This is a genomic window from Acetobacter sp. DmW_125128, assembly GCF_008704325.1.
GTDB lineage: Bacteria > Pseudomonadota > Alphaproteobacteria > Acetobacterales > Acetobacteraceae > Acetobacter > Acetobacter oryzifermentans.
Map to the genome: position 1 here is coordinate 1 of NZ_VHOP01000070.1, position 3,113 is coordinate 3,113.

Annotated in this window: 3 protein-coding genes; 2 read left to right on the forward strand and 1 reads right to left on the reverse strand. The window is 46.1% G+C overall.

Features of this window, described 5'->3' with window-relative positions:
• A partial coding sequence (locus FKW19_RS14600; protein WP_193561788.1) for a Hint domain-containing protein occupies positions 1 to 768 on the reverse strand: 768 nt, incomplete at its 3' end.
• A 211-nt stretch (positions 769 to 979) separates the two neighbouring features.
• On the opposite strand from FKW19_RS14600, the gene FKW19_RS14605 reads away from it, so the two are divergent.
• Together FKW19_RS14605 and FKW19_RS14610 are read left to right on the forward strand one after the other, a co-directional pair.
• Positions 980 to 1,588, forward strand: a complete 609-nt coding sequence (locus FKW19_RS14605; RefSeq protein WP_025826046.1) for a recombinase family protein — start codon at positions 980 to 982, stop codon at positions 1,586 to 1,588.
• A 112-nt stretch (positions 1,589 to 1,700) separates the two neighbouring features.
• Positions 1,701 to 2,873 (forward strand): Fic family protein, encoded by a 1,173-nt coding sequence (locus FKW19_RS14610; RefSeq protein WP_089178405.1) that lies wholly within the window; start codon positions 1,701 to 1,703, stop codon positions 2,871 to 2,873.
• The last annotated feature ends 240 nt before the right edge of the window (positions 2,874 to 3,113 follow it).

The following is a 3,113-nucleotide window of genomic DNA, read 5'->3' on the forward strand; positions in this document are numbered from 1 at the left end:
CAGCATACGGACGGGCACAAAGCTGTCTTTGAAGAATAGGCAATGTTCGGCCGTGATCAGCATATCCTTGTAGGGAACGCCATCGGTGATGGCATCTTTTAGGATACGAACTGGATATCCTGCTGCATCATCTGGCATGTTAGCGTAAACAAAGGTATGTGATTTACCAACCCATACAACAGGTTGGGTCGCTTCCTTGTTGCTCTTCCAATCGAAAGTAACAACTTCATCACCGATTTTGATGTTTTCAACGACCATATCGCCTTTTGGCGTGCGAATCATGCTGCCAGACAGGAAGCAGGCAGGTGTTGTTTCATGCTGAGGAATATCCCACTGCTCCTGACCGTACCTCCCAATGTCAGCAATAGTATATCCTAAACTAGAAAGATCTGTAGATGTACCATCTACCAAATTAAAATAATTCCAATTTAAAACTAGCGTAATTCCAAATTGATACTGACTGGAATATCCACTTATGGTTGTAACCCCGCCCTTATAATTTACAGACGGCGTCCCAATACCGGGAAAAACAAAATAACCAATACTAAGAGAATCTTGCTGGGATTTTGTTGTTGCGCTTATATAATAAGTATAAACACCACTCCCTGTATTTCCAGTATTAAGCCATCTTATTTTTCCACCACCATCACCTATCGTTATATAGTTATTATGTTCAGTCGTACTTATGATAGTAGTAGACGTACTCCCAAACGCCCCAAAATAATAAGTCTCCCCGCCTGAAACATTAGTAGAAACAGCATCTGTCATTTTGTTTAATTCCTGATTTACGCAAAAAATATCTGTTAGGTTTTTTCTGTTTCAGTTGATGTTTTTGTTGTGCAAACAATTTTTCTATGAAATAAAATGGACGAGAAGTTCATGGAGTCAGGTGGGACTTTCCTCACTTGCGTAAATCAGGAATTACTCAAACAGACATCGTGCTAAGATGCCCCTTTCCTGCACGGAAAAGAGGTGGAGCATGGGCCAGAAAATAGGGTATGCACGGGTCAGCACAGTTGGACAGACCCTTGATATACAAGTGAAAAATTTAAAAGAATTTGGTTGCGTAAAAATTTACCGAGAAAAAGCAAGCGGCGCTGATTCCGAACGGTCACAACTCAAAAAGCTGATAGCCTCGTTGGGTGAAGGTGACATCGTAGTTGTCACCCGTATCGACAGACTCGCCCGCAGTACTTTCGATCTCTTTTCTATAGTTAAAGAGATTACGAATAAAAAAGCACAGTTTCATTCAATAGCTGAGCCATGGACTGATACGAGCACCAGCACAGGACGGCTGATGCTTGCGGTCCTTGGGGGCCTTGCTGATGTTGAACGCGATCTGATCAGAACCAGAACATCAGAGGGTCGGGTCAGAGCCATCCAGCAGGGAAAGCAAATGGGACGACCATCAAGACTGACCACCGCTCAGAAACGGGAAATCAGAGTAAAAAGACAAAACGGAATCACTCTGAAGTCTTTGGCAACAACCTATGGGCTCAGTGAAAGTGCAGTCTCCCGAATTGCCCGATCCCATGATACGAGGGAAACGACGACAGAAATTCAATCTGACACCCATTGTGACGTATGAAATGCTTTTCCATAAACTTAAATACAGCATACAGCGATAGATCATAAATTAGGTTTATGATATAAAACTTAAATATGGATCGAATTTTTACTTCATACTTAAGGTTTCCGCCGTGAACCGTCAGGATTTAACGGGAGGCGTCAGAGAGTGTCTGGCCCGTCTGCCTCCCCCTTATGAGAACCATTATGGTGTTGTCCCACTACCTCCGCCTGAAAGTGGGGTGTATCTGGATGACATCACCGCCTTGCACTCTCAGGCAATGGCCGCTCTGGGAGAAATTGCAGAGTGGGCACGGACGTCAACCGATCCCTATCTCATCAGCAGAACCCTTCGCAGCAAGGAGGCCGTCAGCAGTTCCGCGATGGAAGGCACCCACAGCACCCTTGATGAACTCCTGATCGTTGACGAAGACGATGAACTGGCTACGCAGGAAACACGTCAGGTCAGGGACTATGCGTTGGCGCTTGAAAAATTCCTGCCCTTGGCCGCTGCATCAGGCAGAACCGTTTTCACGCTCAACACCGTGCTGGCACTGCATCGGGAAGTCATGAAGCATGACACATCCTATATCGGTAATCCCGGCGCATTACGGACGACCGTTGTCTGGATTGGTGGCAGCAGACATAACATCGCCTATTCCACCTACAACCCGCCCCCGCCTGATCGGGTGCCCCAATGTCTTCAAAACACACTGGATTATATGGCGGGGGATGGCATGCAGATGATGACCCAATCACTCATCACGCGGGTTGCTATCGCCCATGCCCATTTTGAAGCTGTCCACCCCTTCAGGGACGGCAATGGACGGGTTGGCAGACTTCTGATCCCGATGATACTCGCAGCGGAAAAAGAGCCACCTCTCTATCTCTCTTCCTACATTGAAGCTTACAAACAGGATTATTATGACGCACTGAAACAGGCGCAGCAGAAACTGAACTGGCTCCCCCTGATTGCCTTCATGTCACAGGCCATTATTGGGACTGTGCAGGAATTCAAAGCTGTCAGGAAGGCGACCGAAATGCTGAAAGTAGACTGGCTGAGCAGACGTTCATACAGAAAGAACTCCGCAGCGTTGAGAGCACTGGATGTTCTGGTTGATTGCCCGGTCATTACAGCGATACGACTAGGGAAAATTCTAGACATTTCTGCTCCTGCAACCAAGACTGCGCTGGAACAACTACAAGCCGCAGGCATTTTAGTGGAACGCACCGGGTATGCCAGAAACCGGATATTTTCTGCCCCCGAGGTGATGGCGATCATCAACAGACCATTCGGGGAACGATAACTTAAAATTCAAAAAAGCCGTTCTTTTATATAAAAGAACGGCTTCCATTAAATAAAATATTATATTTTTACGGCTTTGGAATATATTTCATAAACTCAATTACGGCTCGGTACAGTTCTTTCCTACTCTTTGTTTCCGACATTGCCCTCCACAAGCTAGGGCCTGTTAGCGCTTGAAATTCTTCCCATATTGTAGGGATGGAAGAAGGAGACGGAACAGGCACTTTTACGGACGAGACAT